This is a genomic window from Streptomyces sp. NPDC052114, assembly GCF_040680155.1.
In the GTDB taxonomy this organism is placed as follows: Bacteria; Actinomycetota; Actinomycetes; order Streptomycetales; family Streptomycetaceae; genus Streptomyces.
On record NZ_JBFAWC010000020.1, the window covers coordinates 122,932 to 136,868 of the forward strand.

Genomic DNA, 13,937 nt, shown 5'->3' on the forward strand with positions numbered 1-13,937 from the left:
CGGCCGAGGGTGCCGTCGAGGAGTTCCGGAGGCCGGGGAACCGGGCGGAACCGGGCGCCCCGGGCGCCGCGTCGACGCGGTGCCGGGGACGAGGGCCTGGCCCCATTTCCCGGGCCGAACGGCGGTTCGAGGGCGGCGCGGGGCCCTCCGCCGCCGGTCGGCACCCGCCGGCCGCCGGCGCCACCGCACCCCGTACTCGCGTGTAACAGGCATGTATGGAGAGGAGGTTGGGCGGAACGGCGTTCGGGCCCGAGCGGGTCATGAGGGGCAGTAAGGCTCCCCCACCGACCGCGAAGGAAGAATCGATGCGCGCCCAGAAGCTCACCCTCGCCGCCCTGGCCCTCGTGGCGGGCCTCTCGCTCACCGCCTGCCAGGGAGACGAGGACACCGCCTCCGGCGCGAACGGCTCCGACACGGCGGCGTCCCAGGAAGCCGGCGGCACCGGCGGTTCGGGCACCGAGGACGGCTCCGGCGACGGCTCCCAGCAGGACGGCTCCCAGCAGGGCGGCGGCCGGGCGGACGCCGACGACGACGCCCCGGGCAGCGGCGGCGGCCAGATCAACACCGGCCCCTGCAAGACCGCGAACCTCCAGTTCCGCGCCACCCACGGCATGGGCGAGGGCAACGTCCTGGTCAGCATGAAGAACACCGGCGACGCCTGCTCCCTCAAGGGCTTCCCGGGCGTCGACCTGAAGGCCGACGGCGGCCCCGGCGGCATCGCCGCCGAGCGCTCCGACCTGGCCGCCCCGTCCGTCGTCGTGAAGTCCGGCGAGGAGACCCGCTTCACGCTGCACTACCCGCCGAACAACAGCGGCGGCTCGGGCGTGCAGATCGACCGCCTCGTCGTGACCCCGCCGGACGAGACCCACTCCAAGACCGTCATGATCGACCTCAACCTGCCCGCCACGGACGACTCCACGGTCGAGGGCCTCACGGTCGACCCCGTCGGCACCGGCAAGCAGTGACCCCTGCCCCTTGATCCGGTGAAGGATGTGGCGGTCGGGTGACCGTTCGGCGCCCGGACCCGTCGGACGGCCTCCCAGTCGATCTTGACTTGTATCGTGCACATGTCATTTCTGATGTTCCATGCGATACGGGGGACTTCCTTGAAGTTCAAGATGGCGTCGGCTGCCGTGGGCCTGGTGGCCATGGCCGGTGTGAGCCTGACGGGCGGTGTGGCGTCGGCCCAGGCAGGGAGTGCGGCGGGCACCTCGGCCGTGGCGGCCAAGTGCAGCTACACCAAGATCACCGCCGATGAGAGCGTGAAGATCCGCAAGAGCGCGAAGCTGTCGGCCACGGCCGTCGGCCTCTTCCCGAAGGGCGCACACGGCAAGCGCGCGACCTGCGGGAAGGTCAAGATGGGCGGAAAGTACAACCTCTGCGGCGAGGGCGTCGACTACCGCTGGGACTACATCAACTACCGCGGGACCAAGGGCTGGGTGCCGCTCATGTGCATCACCTGGAACCTGTAGCCGGCAGCCCCGCCGAACGCGAAGGGCCCGGACCACCTCGGAGGTGGTCCGGGCCCTTCGTCATGAGGAGCCCCCTGTCGGATTCGAACCGACGACCTTCGCTTTACAAGTTCTCTCTGCGCGTCCAATGACCTGGCTCTTGGCTCAGGAGCCAGGCCGATGGCGTGCAAGCACGCCCGCCTCGGTACGGCAACGTGCACCGCTGTTGCCGTCAACGACTGCCGTCGAGCAAAGAAGCACTTCAGCTTGGGTGGTCTAGGGCTAGACGGACGGTTCACCTGCGAAAACGTAGTCGAGGGGTGCGCAACCTGGCGTGGCCGTTCGCTGTGGTTCCCCGTGGTCTCCCGCCCGATCTGCCACGCGACTGGCACGGTCCAAGATTGACTACAACCGTCAGCTTTGGCGCCACCTCTCACGGTGCTGGCGCACACAGTCCATGTCGAGAACGTGCCGCGGGTGGGTACGGAGAGTGCCCTCCTCGACTCCTCCCCGAACGACGGTCAATGCGTCGCTGATTACGATGGCGCCGGCATCGAGCATGACGTGGCAGTTCGGGCACAGGCAGAGTACGTTCCCTGTCGTGTCGGGTCCATTGTGAGGGCTACCGAGTGCCTGCATGTGGGCGCCTTCGCTGTAGCTGCCTCCCGGTACCTCGATCCGCAGATTGCAGATCTGGCAACGGTTGTCGTGCCACGCCTTGACCTGCCGCTTTACTGCACTGCTTCTGACAATGCGCTGGACAGTTGTGGTTACGCGCCCGGGAGACTCGTTCCCGGTCGGAGCCTGCCTGGGGATGGTGACGGCTACTGGCTCACTTTGTGGCAGCAGCTCTTGCTGGACAGGTGCAGGAAGAGGCGTTCCGTCATACGCCTCCAGGCGGAACTGCCAGATCAGGAAGCCGTCGATGCCCAGCTTGCTTCCGTAGCTGGTCACCCGGAAGAGCCCGTCGTACCTATAACCCGTCGATGGGGGCCACTGAGAACCACTGTGCGCGCCTCGAAGTACGCGGACGGGAAGTCCTTCTAGGTAGCTCGTGACCAGAGCTGCATTCCCTGCGTCATCGAGGCTCTGATCGCTGACCTGGTTCCCTGATGAATCTTGTCCGCCATGTCCGGTGTAGATGATGACGTCGCCGTGGTCCTCGTCGTCCTTGTACCCACCGGATACGACGATCGACTCGGCGCCGTTCTTCTTGGTGCCACAAATGCCCGCTTGGAGCGGGCGATGGATGCCGGCTTCGTGAGCAAGCCGCCGACTCACGAACTCCTGGCCAACTTCGGTGTTGGGGACCTCACCAATCATGAGTACACCTTGCCATCCGTCGCTGACAGCACCAGGGGCACAGGTGCCGTGCCTGGTACAGGATCGAACACAGCATCAGAAAATCGGTGCACGTCACCCACGTGGCCTAGTACTCTCTACGCCACGTCGCATCCCTTTCTTTGGCAACAGGCCATCCTCCTAAGCGCGACGTAGAGAGGGCAGAGGTATGCCCAAGAAGTACCCGTACCAACTCCCGAAGCACAGGGTCGTCCACGGGGTCGAGATCCCTGTCGAGGCCCTCAAGATCGATGACAAGGCGCAGCGCACGCTCAACGAGCCGCGGGCCATGGGCATCGCGAAGAACATGGTTCCGGAAGCGCTCGGCACCATTGTTGTCTCTCAGCGGTCAAACGGAGACCGCTACATCGTCGACGGCATGCACCGATGGCACGCTGCCAAGCTCTCTGGTATTCCTACCTTGATTGCCGAGGTGCACCATGACCTCGACCAGATGCAAGAGGCCGTGCTGTTCCTCATCAAGAACCGCGAATCGAGCAAGCCGCGGCCCCTCGATGAGTACCGCATCGGACTGACGGCCGGTCTGCCCCTGTTCGTTGACACCGAGTCGGCGCTCGTGGCACGCAACTTGTCCATGGGTTCCTCTGGAACCAACACAGTAGGTGCTGTCGCGGGTGTGCTCCGCATCACCGATCAGTACGGACCCGAGATCCTGAAGCGCACGCTTAAGGTCGCTGAGGAAGCATGGGGGCGTACGAAAGACACCTGGGACGGAATGCTGCTCGGTGGCATCGGCATTTTCCTCGGTAAGCATGGCGACCATGTAGATGACCAGGCTCTGGCCGAGAAGATCGGCAAGAGGGATCCGGCGTTCCGATGGCGCGCAAACATCACCGCACTTGCGTCTGCGGGCGGGACGCAGCACAGCGGCACGGGATCGAGGGTAAGCACGTGCTACCAACTCGTCCTCTCCGAGTGGAACAAGGGCAAGCGGACTGAGAATCGGATCGCTGCCTGACCTAGTTGGTAAATGCGTAGCTGTGGGCCCACGGAAATCCGTGGGCCCACAGTTCTACCCAAGGCCAACGTGCACCGCTGCTGCCGGCAACGACTGCCGTCGAGCGTCGCACCGTGCACCTGCCGCTACGGGCCCGTGAGGTCCTCAAAACCGTGCTCCGCAGGGCCAGTCAACCGTTGAGCCAGCCACCCTGACACGCGTGGACCGCCGTTCACGGCAACGCCCTCACGGAGAGTGCGAACGTGCTCGAACCCCTGCCGCAGGTAGTACGTCTGTAGCGCTTCGTTCGTCGTCCACGCATCGAGCCGAAGCCACTTGGCCCCGTCCCGGTACGCACGGTCCCCAGACCAGTCGAGGAGCCGCCCCCCGATGTTCCGCCCGGCATGCGTTCGGGCAACGGTCAGCTTGTTCACGAAGCGGGATGGCTCACTCAGCTCACCTTCGGTCCACAGCCCTTCCTCGGCTTCTGGCGTGAGCGTGATGGTGCCCGCTGTCGCGTCACCGTCCATCACCATGAACACCGTGCCAGCCTCAATCGTCTTCAGCAGTCGGTCGGCGGGATACGGCCGCTGCCATTGATCGGTACCGAGGTCAGCGAGCCAAGACGCCGCCTCCTCCCGAAAACCAAGCAGCTTGGCAACGTCGCTGGGTTCAGCCGGAATGATTCTCACTGAGGCTCGTTCTCGCTTCGGGCGGACACGTCGTTGATCTCGTAGTTCATCCGGTTCAGGTCGCCCCGGAAGGTGGTGATGGTGCACCTGATGGGCCGCTCGTCGGAGTACCCCGTACGCATCCACAGCAGCACAGGCACCCCGGCACCGATCTCCAGCAAGCGGGCTTCATCGGGGGTAGGCATCCGCGTGGAGATCTCGTCGAAGTACCCGATCTGCTCGATCCCGTGGGCTGCGAGGTACCGGGTAGTCCCTTCCGCGATATCACCAGGTTCAGCAAGCCTCGGAGCCTGCTCCACGAGCCAGGCGGGGTAGTGCGTCGCCTGAGTCGACCAGGGCACGTCATCGACGAAGCGATGACAGAACCGCAGGACGGTCGTAGACCCCACCTCAACTTTCAAGCGCTCCGAGACGTCCTCAGGCGCTGGCTTCATCTCTACGCGGAACGTCTGATGCGGCCGGCGGCCCGCGTTGGTCACGTCGGTGCTGTACGCGTCGCCGTTCTGCGGGAAGTTCAGGTTCTCGAAGCGGGACGCGTTCAGCTCGAACACTTCGTGTGACCGGACTTCGTACCCGAGCCCCTGGCTGGACGTAATCAGTCCTTCGCTGACCAGCAGACTCAGCCCGGAACGCACGGTGTTCCGTGAGGCATCGAACCGCGTCGAGAGCTCACTCTCGGAGGGCAGCCGGGCCCCCGGGGGGAACACCCCGCCGTCGATCTCCCGCCGCAGGGCGTCGGCCACCTGCCGGTACTTCGGCTGCTTGTTCATGCGCCCATCATGACGCACTCGCTCAACTTGTTGGTACATGTGGGCCCCAATCCCTTGACGACTCACCGTGCGTGGGTGCAGCATCACTGCATCAACTTGTTCCAACAAGTTGAGCAAGCGGGGCAATTCCTTTGAGCTGCTCTCGCCTGCACTGAAAGCGCCCGGTGAGTCCCGTGGAGACGGGAGCCCCGACTCGGGGTTACCGCACTCATCGCATGCGATTGCGGCTTGAGAACTGAACAGAGTGCTGAGGGAGTCCCGCCCCACCTCGCAGCAAGAGGGCGGGCGCGTACGGGCCTGTCCCGTACGCGGTACAGCGCACTTCAACCCTCTTCGCAGCTCATCTGCTGCGGCCGGTTGCCTCCGCTGCTCGTCTCGTACGAGCAGCGCTGAGGGGAGCCGGATTACCGACTTCAACGGCGCGCGCCTCCCGGAGTTGCAGCTCCGGGAGGCGCTGTTCGGGCCGTACCTACTGCTAGGGAGAGACGACCCATGGAGCACATCGTCACTGTTCAGGACGCTGTTACGGCGTTCGCTGCGTTCGTGGAGCCCACGGACGCGGAGCTGGAGGCCATCGAGCGCGAGACGCCGCTCATCGACGCGGAGGTCGAGCTGCTCGATGTGCAGATCACCTTGCTTGACCGTCCGGTCTCGGAGCTGGACGCGCGCCGACTGCGCCGGGCCGCGAACAAGGTGCTGGCCGCGCGCTGCGAGCTGACCAACCTCGCGGCCGCCGCGGACGCGGGCGGCGCGGCATGAGCCTGCACCGCAAGGGGCGGGCCGCCCTCGTGCTGGCCCTCGTGGGCGTGGTCGGCATGGCGTTTCGGGTCTCGTGGAACGCGCTGCGCGACATCGCGAACGCGGTCGGCGCGGATGCCACCGCGGCGACGCTGTACCCGTTCGTGGTCGATGGCCTGATGGCCCTCGCCCTGGTCGCCACGCTCGTGCTGGCCGGGCGGGACCGGGCCTTCGCCCTGCGTGTGCTGGGCGCCTACACCGCCGCCTCGCTGGTCCTCAACTACGTGCACGGACTCGTGCCGGAGCTGCACGGTCGATCGGTCGACTGGACTCGACTGGCCGACTGGGACCCTGCCAACTGGGCGTTGGTGCTGCTGGCCACGTCGCTGCCGGTCGGGTCGATCTACTTCGGCTCGGACCTGGTGGCCAAGGTGCTGCACCACCACCCGACCGAATCCACGAACGTGCAGAAAACCGCACAGATCGATTCAAATCGGTCTACCCCTGACGTTGTCGAGTCGATCGATCCGGGCGTCACCGCGGCCACCGATTCCGTGCCGCTCGCGCTCGCTCAGTCGACCGCGCCGGTTGAGGAGGAGTCGACCGATCGGGACACGGTGCGGGCGGTGGCGGCGGAGTCGAGTCGACCGCACCGGGCGACCGGTCGTGTGCCGGAGATTGCCCGGTCGACCCGACCGCGGCGTACCCCGGAGGAGCTGCTTGCTGAAGCCCGCACGGTGACGGCCGACTGGCCGGACGAGCGGCTGACCGGCGAAGGCATCCGCAAGGCTGTGCACACGTCACCGGAGAAGGCCCGCGGCCTGCGGGAGGCGCTGCGCGCCGAACGCGCCACGCCCGCCGCTGAATCCAGCGCACAGCCGGTTCTCGACGGAGCGGCGGGCTGATGGGCACCGCCTACAGCACGTGCTTCGACCCCTCCGGCGTCCGCTACGGCATCCCCACCTACCCGTGGCGCTACGCCCCCACCGGGCTGGCCACCCGCCGTCAGCTGCGCGAGCGCGGGTTGCGGCCGGGCGGTCAGCCGATAGCCGCGCAGGTGATGCTGCGTCACCGCGGCCGCAAGGGCGGCGCGAAGGTGGCCTACCTCTACCGCGTCGACCGCGCCGCCAGGGTCCGGCCGATGACCTCGCGCAAGTGGGGCGCGCTCGCGCTGGCGATGCTCGCCCGCCGCACCTGCCCCGTCTGCCGGGTGGTCTACAGCTACTGCCTGCCCACCTCGCTCGGCATGTGCGTCCTGTGTGCCGACGCCGACCGGCAGCACGCCGCCTGAGCGCGTGTGCCCGTGAGGAGTTTCTCTGTGAGCACCCCGAACACGGCCGATACCGCGGTGCGGGTCGGCTTCCACTACGTGCTGACGGTCCGGTTGCGCGATGAGTCGCTGGCCACGTTCACCGACGTCATCCAGGTCAACCCCGCCCGCGTCACCCGCTCCCAGGTCTACCGGGAGATCCAAGCCGTCGCCGCCCAGCAAATCGGTTACGGCGGCTTCATCACGCTGTTCTTCGCGCTGGACCGCGAAGCGCTCTGACCCGCACGGCACCCCACCCACCCCTCCGTTTGAGGAGACTGCTGTGTCCAGCCGTACCCGTACTCGGGCGCGTGCCGCGAAGGCGCCCACCGGCACCACGATCCGCCTCCCGCGTCAGCGCGGCCGACGGCGCGCCGCTCAGCCGTTCATCATCGTCGTCCCCGAACACCGCTCCCTGACCCGCGAGTTCCTCGGCCTGCTGGCCGGGGCCCTGTGGACGCACCGCGGCCCGCTCGCCCCCACCGCCATCGCCCTGGCCGCGTTCCCCGTCACCGCGCTGCTGCATGTGCTGGCGTGGTGGTCGGGCCTGGTGCTGGCCCCGCTGACGGCGGGCCCACTGCTCTGGCTGCTGATCACCCAGCGCCGCCGTCCGGCCGCCGACCGCGCGGTGTGGGCCTGGCGGGCCGGGCTGACCGCGTTGGGCACCGCCGCCGCGGCCTGGATCGCGCTCGCCGCCGCCTTCGGCCCGCTGGCCGGACCGCTGGATCTGGCCTGGCTGCTCACGCTGATCGCCGCGCAGGCCGTCTGGCTCGTCATCCGCCGCTCGCACTGATCTGAGGAGTCCTGATGGCTCGCAACAGCTTCTTCCCGCGGTCGAACTGCTTCCCCAACTCGGACAAGGCCAACAAGTTCGCCAACGCGGGTGCCGCCGCGGGCGGGTTCGTCGGCGCGATGGGTGGCTCCTTCGTCCCGCCGATCAACGTCACCGTGAACAACGCCAAGAACGCCGCCCACGCCAACGGGGGCCGCCCGCAGTCCAACTCGCTCTTGCCGTCGCCGGAGTTCACCTCGCCCGCGCAGGTCCGCAACTACTGCAACACCCTGCGCGCGGCCGGCGTGACGCTGGCCATTGAGGTGGCCATGGGCGCGGAAATCCTCAAGGGCGTGCTGGCCGCGGTGCCCGACCCCGAGGGCCGCGCGTTCGGCTCCAAGATCCGGGCCGCCAAGGTCGCCCGCAAGCTCAACAAGGCCGCCGACGACCTGAAGTCCGCGGCCAAGAACGCCGCGGCGGCCTACTCCACCTTCCAGCAGCAGTACGAAGAAGAGATCAACCGGGTCCGCCACCGCGCCCGCCGCCCCGCACAGCCCGTCATGAACTGGGCCCAGCAGTAGGAAGGGAGGCACCGTCATGATGCGACGCAGTGACGTCGACGACCAGCAGCAGCTCCTGCAGCTGATGGAGGCCCAGCGCGGCAGCGCGGACGGGGGCGGCGTGCTCGCCTACCTCCTGCACCGGGCCAAGCCGCACGTTCCGCCGTGGCTGGGCATGGGCGGCGTCGGCCTCGCCGGTGTCCTGGGGCACTGGCGGTGGGCTGACAGCACCGCGGCCGGGGTCGGCCTGACCCTCTCGTCGGTGGCGCTGTCCGGTGGCGCCTATCTGATCGGCAAGACGACCAGCAGGCAGCGGCGCTTGCACTCGGCTGCCACCACGGGGCTGGCGTCGGCGTGGCTGACCGCCGCGTGCCTGGCCGGACCGGCCGCGGGGCCGCTCGATGACCTCTACCTCATGGGCGGCCCCGCACTCGCGCTGTCGTGGAACCTGCGCATGCTCATGCGGCACAACCCCGAGGCTGGTGCGGGCAGTTCGGACGGTGGTCTGCTGGAGAAGGTCGGGCTGGCCGGGGCGAAGTTCGCGGCGACGAAGGTGGAGCCGAACAAGGTCACCGCGTCGCTGGCGCTGGAGCCGGGCGAGCAGACCAACGACGACGTGTCCAAGTCGCTGGCCCGGCTCGCCTCCGCGCTGGACCTGCCCAAGTCCGCGGTGCGCTACCAGGCCGATCCGGGCTCGGAGCGCCGCGGCGACCTGGTCATCGTGCCCGAGGACATGCTCGCCCAGACCGTGCAGTGGGAGGGCCCCTCGAACGTGGGCGGCTCGATCGCCGATCCGCTGGTCATCGGCCGCTACGACGACGGCTCCCCGCTGCTGCTGTGGCTGCCCGGCAACCCGGCGGAGGGCCGCAACAGCACGCACGTGCTCATCGCGGGCGGCACCGGCTCCGGCAAGGGCGACGCCGCCCTCAACGTGCTCACCGAGATCCTCTCCCGCACCGACGTCGTCGTCTGGTTCTCCGACCCCAAGGAGTTCCAGGACTTCGCCCCGCTGCGGCCGGGCATGGACTGGGCGGCCGGGGGCGGCATCGACACCGAGGTCCTGGTGGAGGGCGTCAAGGCCGCCATCCCCGCCCGCACTCGCTGGCTGGGCGCGCACGGCTACCGCCAGTGGCTCCCCGAGGCCGCCCAGCCCCAGACCAGCACCAAGCACACCTGCCGCGACGACGGGCAGGCCTGCGGCTGCCCCGGCATGCCGTTCCTGGTCACCTGGTTCGAGGAAGCCGCCAACACGCTGCGGAACCTGGGCGATGACGCGTTCACCGGCATCGCTCAGGAAGCCCGCTCCGCCGGGGTGTCCCTGGTGGTCTCCTTGCAGCGGCCCTCTTACGATCAGATGTCCACCAGCACCCGCGCCTCCATCCCCTCCGTGGTTGCGCTCGGCTGCGACCCGCGCGATGAGGGGTTCTCCCTGCCGGACAAGGTGCTCGACGCGGGGGCGCATCCGGGCGCGTGGGGCAACCGCCGCCCGGGCTACTGCTACGTGGTCTCGCCCGGCATCGACGAGACCAAGTACGCCACCCCGGGCCGCACCTCCCAGTTCACCGTCCGCGCGGTGCCGGTGATGGAGATGCTCGCGCAGTGGGCCCAGCGCAACGGCGCCAGTGCCGACCCCATCACCACCGGCGCCGCCCGCAACGTCGCCGGGACCGCCTACACCGGCCGCACCCCCGACACCGGACAGCGGCCCACCATGGCCGCCGTGGAGGACGACGACATGGACACGGACGACGCCCCCGCCGGCCTGAACGTCGACCCCGAGGACGCGGACATCGACCCGGAGGAAGAGCTCCCCGAGCCCGAGCCGGGCGACGAGAGCCCGATCTTCGGGCAGGGCACCGGCCGCAAGCCGGGCCCGGAGGAGGCACGGCGGCTGTTCGCTCAGGCGCTGGAGGAGTTCGAGCGCGCGGGGCAGATGGTCGTGGGCCCGGTCGACTTCAAGGACTGGTGCGACCGCAACGACCTCTCCCGCCCGTGGGTGTCCGAACGTCTGGCAGAGGCGTACCGGGAGGGCCGGTTGCAGGAGACCAGCAAGACCGGCCGGTGGCGCATCGTCCCCACCCTGGCCGCCGCCTGACACCTGCCTGACGCCTGACACCGTCACGCGGCCCTGACACCCAAACCCCTAGGCAAACCCGGTGTCAGAAACGCGTGACGCCCCACCTGACACCCCCTGACACCTGTCCCTGACACCCAAGCCCCCGTGGGCCCGCACCACACCCGGTGCGGGCCCACGGGCCATCCGAGGGAGACCTCATGGACCACCACGAGCGGCCCACGACCGTCGAAGTCCACCAGCCCATACCCATCACGCCCACCGCCCCGCACACTGGGCCGCTCGTCCCGGTACAGCCGGGCCAGGTGCCCGCGGTGGCGAGCGTTGTCCTGCCCAACGGACAGGTCGCCACCGGCTATACCCTCACCCCCACCGCGCCGCCCACGCCCGCCACGGCGCCCGCGGTGAGCCGGACCGCGGTGAACATCGCGCTTGGGGGCGTCGGGTTCGCCGGCGTCTGCGGCGGCCTGGCGCTGGCCGCCGCGTTCATCACCGCGCTCACGGCCCTCGTGACCCAGCTCATCGTCCTGGCCGCGGTCATCTTCGGCGGCGTCATCGCGGCACAGATCTTCCGCACCGGTGGCCGCGGCGGGACCACGGTCAACATCCGCAAGGCCGTGATCAAGCGCAGCCGGTTCTACGGCTAGCTACGCCAAGGGCGGCCCCCGCATCTCGCCAAAGAACCGGGGCCGCCCTTGTCCACCTGCCCACAACAGACCAGTGGAGGTCTCCAGCATGACCCAACCCGCTACCAACAGGCGAGAGGCCCCGTTAGGCGCAGCTCTCAGCGCTGCCGCGCGCGGCTGGCACATCTTTCCCCTCCGCCCCGGCACAAAGCGGCCCGCCCTGCACGGCGAAGCGGCCTGCCCGCGTACCGGCTCGTGCGCCGATGGCCACGTAAAGTGGGAGCAGCGCGCCACCGTCGACCCCGAGCGCATCCGCGCCGCCTGGTCGCGCAGCCCGTTCAACGTCGGTATCGCCACGGGCCCTTCCGGGTTGCTGGTCGTCGATCTCGACATGCCCAAGGACAAGGGCAGTTCGGATGCGCCGTGCGGCGCAACGACCTTTGAGGCGCTCTGCGAGCGCGCCGGACAGCTCATCCCCGCCACCTACCGGGCGCGGACTGCGAGCGGTGGGGCGCATCTGTACTTCACCGCCCCCACCGGCATCCGGCTGGCCAACACCGCGGGCAGCCTGGCCCCGTTGGTCGACACCCGGGCGTGGGGCGGCTACGTCGTCGCCGCGGGCAGCACCACCCCCACCGGACCATACGAGGCCCTGGGCACCCGCGAGGTGGCCCCGTTGCCCGCCTGGCTGCTGCGACTGCTGCAACCGGCCCCGGTTCGCCCTGCCGGGCCACTTCGCCTGCCCGCGGTCAGTGGCACGCGTGCCGCGCTGGCCGCGCTGGAAGCCGAATGCGCGGTGGTCTCGGCCGCGCCGGAATCGACCCGCAACATCGTCCTCAACCGGTGCGCCTTCAAGGTGGGGCGCTTCGTCGCGTGGGGCGACCTCCCCCGGCACGTGGTGGAGCAGGCCTTCCAAGGGGCAGGAGAGGCCCTCGGACTCACCGCTGCCGAGTGCCGCGCCACCATCCGCAGCGCCCTGGACGGCTCCCTCCGCAAAGCCCGCCCCCGGGACGCGGCATGAGTACCCCACCCCGCTCCCCCTTGGAAGGCCAGCCTGTCGCCACGACGGGGCTGCATGCCGCCGCACCGGCCGCACCGCAACGGGCCGTGGGCGCCCCGAAGGGCGTCGCCGAAGGCGTCCGCACTGCTCTTCGCCCTGACCCGCACACCGGAGACGGCCGCTACCCCATCGCGTGGCTGCACATCTGCGCCCCGCGCGGCGCGGTCCCCACCGCCACCTCAACGTGCGCGTGCGGCCGTGACCGCAGCGCCGTGGGACACGGCAAGGTGCTCGCCCTCATCGACGACCACACCGCCCACCGCGACACCTGCCTCCTCCGCAACCCCCAGGAAGGACGGGCCGCCGCATGACCGACCAACCCGCCGCCCCGCCCACCATCGACGGCGCCGCACTCCTCAACGAGGTGGAAGCCTTCCACCGCCGCTTCAACGTCTTCCCCACCGAAGCCGGATACGTCGCCGTCACCCTCTGGGACGCCCACGCCCACCTCCTCGACGCCTTCGACTCCACCCCCCGACTGGCATTCCTCTCCCCCGAACCGGCGTCGGGGAAGTCGCGGGCCCTGGAGGTGGTCGAGACGCTCGTGCCGCGCTCGCTGGCCGCCGTGGACGCATCCGCCTCCGCCCTGTTCCGGTCCGTCTCCGGGCTCGACGGCGGGCGTCCCACGATCCTGTTCGACGAGATCGACACTGTCTTCGGCCCCAAGGCTGGAGAGAACGAACAGCTCCGAGGGTTCCTCAATGCCGGACACACACGCGGCCGTGAGATGTACCGCTGCGTCGGAGACGGCGCCAACCAGCAAGTACAGGGCTTCCCCTCGTTCTGCGCGGTGGCGGTCGCGGGACTCGGCAAGCTCCCGGACACGATCACGACCCGCGCCGTCATCATCCGCATGCGCCGCCGGGCACGGAACGAGAAGATCGAATCCTTCCGCACCCGCATCCACGTGAGCGAGGGCAACAAGCTCCGCGACCGCCTCGCCACCTGGGCCGAAGCCATCCGCGAGCAAGTCACCGACGTCTTCCCCAAAATGCCCGAAGGAGTGGCCGACCGGCCCGCCGACGTCTGGGAACCGCTGCTCGCCATCGCAGACGCGGCCGGCGGCGACTGGCCCGAGCGCGCCCGCGAAGCCTGCCTCGCCCTGGTCAAAGCCTCCCGCGCCAACGACAAAGGCAGCATCGGCATCCGCCTCCTCACCGACCTACGCGACCACGTCCTGACCGGCATCGACCGACTGCCCACCGTCGCCATCCTCGACCGGCTCAACGCCCTCGACGACGCCCCATGGGCCGACCTCAACGGCAAGCCCCTCGACAACCGACGCCTGTCCCGCATGCTCGGCGAGTACGTCACCGCCGACGGAGATCCCATCGCCTCCCGCAACATCAAGACCGGCGGAGGCGTCCTCAAGGGCTACTACGCCGCCGATCTCCACGACGCCTGGCAGCGCTACTGCCCCCCACCCCCCGAAAGTCCGCTACCTCCGCTACCCGGCACCGAAAACCTGGCCTGAGCAGCAGCGATGAGGTAGCGGCAAGCCGTCGCGCTAGCCGCTACCTATCCGCTACCGCTACCGCGTCCGCTACCTCTGACAGGCCTTCTGACCTGCGAGGTAGCGGAGGTAG

The 13,937-nt window shown here is 69.1% G+C and carries 17 protein-coding genes; 14 read left to right on the forward strand and 3 right to left on the reverse strand.

The genetic code is table 11. The features are described 5' to 3' along the window. The first annotated feature begins 305 nt into the window (after positions 1-305). The gene (locus AB0L89_RS34090; RefSeq protein WP_365149933.1) at positions 306-965 is read left to right on the forward strand and encodes a DUF4232 domain-containing protein; all 660 of its coding nucleotides are present in this window, start codon (positions 306-308) and stop codon (positions 963-965) included. 141 nt (positions 966-1,106) lie between these two features. Continuing rightward, on the forward strand, positions 1,107-1,472 hold the full coding sequence (locus AB0L89_RS34095) for a hypothetical protein (protein ID WP_365149936.1): 366 nt from the start codon (positions 1,107-1,109) through the stop codon (positions 1,470-1,472). A gap of 393 nt (positions 1,473-1,865) precedes the next feature. On the opposite strand, the gene AB0L89_RS34100 is transcribed toward AB0L89_RS34095, so the two are convergent. Further along, a complete protein-coding gene (locus AB0L89_RS34100) occupies positions 1,866-2,774 on the reverse strand; it encodes a YDG/SRA domain-containing protein (protein WP_365149938.1) in 909 nt (302 codons plus the stop codon). A gap of 187 nt (positions 2,775-2,961) precedes the next feature. On the opposite strand from AB0L89_RS34100, the gene AB0L89_RS34105 reads away from it, so the two are divergent. Continuing rightward, a complete protein-coding gene (locus AB0L89_RS34105; RefSeq protein WP_365149941.1) occupies positions 2,962-3,771 on the forward strand; it encodes a DUF6551 family protein in 810 nt (269 codons plus the stop codon). Between the two features lie 125 nt (positions 3,772-3,896). Here AB0L89_RS34105 and AB0L89_RS34110 read toward each other — a convergent pair whose 3' ends face one another. Together AB0L89_RS34110 and AB0L89_RS34115 are read right to left on the reverse strand one after the other, a co-directional pair. Further along, entirely contained in the window at positions 3,897-4,442 is a 546-nt protein-coding gene (locus AB0L89_RS34110; RefSeq protein ID WP_365149944.1) for a GNAT family N-acetyltransferase, read from the reverse strand. Then, positions 4,439-5,212, reverse strand: a complete 774-nt coding sequence (locus tag AB0L89_RS34115; protein ID WP_365149946.1) for a GntR family transcriptional regulator — start codon at positions 5,210-5,212, stop codon at positions 4,439-4,441. The genes AB0L89_RS34110 and AB0L89_RS34115 overlap by 4 nt, the downstream gene beginning before the upstream one ends. Positions 5,213-5,704: 492 nt before the next feature. Here AB0L89_RS34115 and AB0L89_RS34120 point away from each other — a divergent pair, with 492 nt between their 5' ends. The 11 genes from AB0L89_RS34120 (at position 5,705) to AB0L89_RS34170 (ending at position 13,825) form a co-directional block, all read left to right on the forward strand. Next, the gene (locus tag AB0L89_RS34120) at positions 5,705-5,971 is read left to right on the forward strand and encodes a DUF6284 family protein (RefSeq protein ID WP_365149949.1); all 267 of its coding nucleotides are present in this window, start codon (positions 5,705-5,707) and stop codon (positions 5,969-5,971) included. After that, entirely contained in the window at positions 5,968-6,855 is an 888-nt protein-coding gene (locus AB0L89_RS34125; RefSeq protein ID WP_365149952.1) for a DUF2637 domain-containing protein, read from the forward strand. The genes AB0L89_RS34120 and AB0L89_RS34125 overlap by 4 nt, the downstream gene beginning before the upstream one ends. Beyond that, positions 6,855-7,241 (forward strand): RRQRL motif-containing zinc-binding protein, encoded by a 387-nt coding sequence (locus tag AB0L89_RS34130; RefSeq protein ID WP_365149956.1) that lies wholly within the window; start codon positions 6,855-6,857, stop codon positions 7,239-7,241. Before AB0L89_RS34125 ends, AB0L89_RS34130 begins: the two co-directional genes overlap by 1 nt. A 27-nt stretch (positions 7,242-7,268) precedes the next feature. Next, positions 7,269-7,499: a hypothetical protein gene (locus AB0L89_RS34135; RefSeq protein ID WP_365149959.1), complete on the forward strand. Its 231-nt coding sequence runs from the start codon at positions 7,269-7,271 to the stop codon at positions 7,497-7,499. 43 nt (positions 7,500-7,542) lie between these two features. Further along, positions 7,543-8,052 (forward strand): hypothetical protein, encoded by a 510-nt coding sequence (locus AB0L89_RS34140; protein WP_365149962.1) that lies wholly within the window; start codon positions 7,543-7,545, stop codon positions 8,050-8,052. A 14-nt stretch (positions 8,053-8,066) separates the two neighbouring features. Further along, positions 8,067-8,612 (forward strand): plasmid transfer protein TraA, encoded by a 546-nt coding sequence (gene traA, locus AB0L89_RS34145; RefSeq protein ID WP_365149965.1) that lies wholly within the window; start codon positions 8,067-8,069, stop codon positions 8,610-8,612. Positions 8,613-8,676: 64 nt separating this feature from the next. Further along, positions 8,677-10,686, forward strand: coding sequence for a plasmid transfer protein TraB (gene traB, locus AB0L89_RS34150; RefSeq protein ID WP_365150065.1), 2,010 nt, complete (start codon positions 8,677-8,679; stop codon positions 10,684-10,686). A 179-nt stretch (positions 10,687-10,865) separates the two neighbouring features. Further along, entirely contained in the window at positions 10,866-11,312 is a 447-nt protein-coding gene (locus AB0L89_RS34155) for a hypothetical protein (RefSeq protein ID WP_365149968.1), read from the forward strand. Positions 11,313-11,400: 88 nt separating this feature from the next. Next, positions 11,401-12,312: a bifunctional DNA primase/polymerase gene (locus AB0L89_RS34160; protein ID WP_365149971.1), complete on the forward strand. Its 912-nt coding sequence runs from the start codon at positions 11,401-11,403 to the stop codon at positions 12,310-12,312. After that, a complete protein-coding gene (locus AB0L89_RS34165; protein ID WP_365149974.1) occupies positions 12,309-12,662 on the forward strand; it encodes a hypothetical protein in 354 nt (117 codons plus the stop codon). The genes AB0L89_RS34160 and AB0L89_RS34165 overlap by 4 nt, the downstream gene beginning before the upstream one ends. Next, on the forward strand, positions 12,659-13,825 hold the full coding sequence (locus AB0L89_RS34170) for a DUF3631 domain-containing protein (protein ID WP_365149977.1): 1,167 nt from the start codon (positions 12,659-12,661) through the stop codon (positions 13,823-13,825). Before AB0L89_RS34165 ends, AB0L89_RS34170 begins: the two co-directional genes overlap by 4 nt. Positions 13,826-13,937: the final 112 nt, after the last annotated feature.

What these genes read in the sequence shown, in the direction of transcription:
- AB0L89_RS34090 (WP_365149933.1), top strand. Translation starts at nt 306, where the DNA reads ATGCGCGCCCAGAAGCTCACCCTCGCCGCCCTGGCCCTCGTGGCGGGC.
- AB0L89_RS34100 (WP_365149938.1), bottom strand. Translation starts at nt 2,774, where the DNA reads ATGATTGGTGAGGTCCCCAACACCGAAGTTGGCCAGGAGTTCGTGAGT.
- AB0L89_RS34105 (WP_365149941.1), top strand. Translation starts at nt 2,962, where the DNA reads ATGCCCAAGAAGTACCCGTACCAACTCCCGAAGCACAGGGTCGTCCAC.
- AB0L89_RS34115 (WP_365149946.1), bottom strand. Translation starts at nt 5,212, where the DNA reads ATGAACAAGCAGCCGAAGTACCGGCAGGTGGCCGACGCCCTGCGGCGG.
- AB0L89_RS34120 (WP_365149949.1), top strand. Translation starts at nt 5,705, where the DNA reads ATGGAGCACATCGTCACTGTTCAGGACGCTGTTACGGCGTTCGCTGCG.
- AB0L89_RS34125 (WP_365149952.1), top strand. Translation starts at nt 5,968, where the DNA reads ATGAGCCTGCACCGCAAGGGGCGGGCCGCCCTCGTGCTGGCCCTCGTG.
- AB0L89_RS34130 (WP_365149956.1), top strand. Translation starts at nt 6,855, where the DNA reads ATGGGCACCGCCTACAGCACGTGCTTCGACCCCTCCGGCGTCCGCTAC.
- traA (WP_365149965.1), top strand. Translation starts at nt 8,067, where the DNA reads ATGGCTCGCAACAGCTTCTTCCCGCGGTCGAACTGCTTCCCCAACTCG.
- traB (WP_365150065.1), top strand. Translation starts at nt 8,677, where the DNA reads ATGGAGGCCCAGCGCGGCAGCGCGGACGGGGGCGGCGTGCTCGCCTAC.
- AB0L89_RS34155 (WP_365149968.1), top strand. Translation starts at nt 10,866, where the DNA reads ATGGACCACCACGAGCGGCCCACGACCGTCGAAGTCCACCAGCCCATA.
- AB0L89_RS34160 (WP_365149971.1), top strand. Translation starts at nt 11,401, where the DNA reads ATGACCCAACCCGCTACCAACAGGCGAGAGGCCCCGTTAGGCGCAGCT.
- AB0L89_RS34165 (WP_365149974.1), top strand. Translation starts at nt 12,309, where the DNA reads ATGAGTACCCCACCCCGCTCCCCCTTGGAAGGCCAGCCTGTCGCCACG.
- AB0L89_RS34170 (WP_365149977.1), top strand. Translation starts at nt 12,659, where the DNA reads ATGACCGACCAACCCGCCGCCCCGCCCACCATCGACGGCGCCGCACTC.